The organism is Citrobacter sp. VF227 (genome assembly GCF_052950715.1).
Genome location: NZ_JBRFVF010000532.1, coordinates 1 through 445, shown reverse-complemented (window position 1 = coordinate 445; position 445 = coordinate 1). Strand labels below are relative to the sequence as shown.

1 protein-coding gene is annotated in these 445 nt (G+C 50.6%); it reads right to left on the bottom strand.

Annotation, left to right across the window (positions count from 1 at the left end):
* Nucleotides 1-58: 58 nt before the first annotated feature.
* On the bottom strand, nucleotides 59-445 hold a 387-nt coding region (locus ACU8YC_RS27705; RefSeq protein WP_446896355.1), incomplete at its 5' end, for an autotransporter domain-containing protein.

Genomic DNA, 445 nt, shown 5'->3' with positions numbered 1-445 from the left:
CGACAGGCGAAAATGGCAGCAACGTTTATCAGTGGCCTGCTCTTTGCAATGGCCCCGTTCAGAATGCCCATTCCACACTTAAATTTCCATACACTGAGGTGCCGTTCCGGCGATAAATCTCCCCGCGACTGTTGAGAGAGACAGCAACATTTTTATCCGTTCTGAAAACAATCCCTGTCCCGACACTAACGCTGTCCTTGTCCGGCATTTTCACAGTACCGGAACAGTCATCATTATCCGCAGCCGCAAACGACGCATGCATCACGCCGGCATTTTCACGCAGTTCATGGTTCCATGCAGTATATGCCTGCACACTCCACTTAACCTGTTCACTCAGATACTGTTCACTGGTTTGCAGACGCACACCGAGCACAGAACGCAGAGAATGAAAATTTTCGCTATCCAGATGAAGACGGCTTCCTCCGCCGTCCTGTTCGGTGAGAGA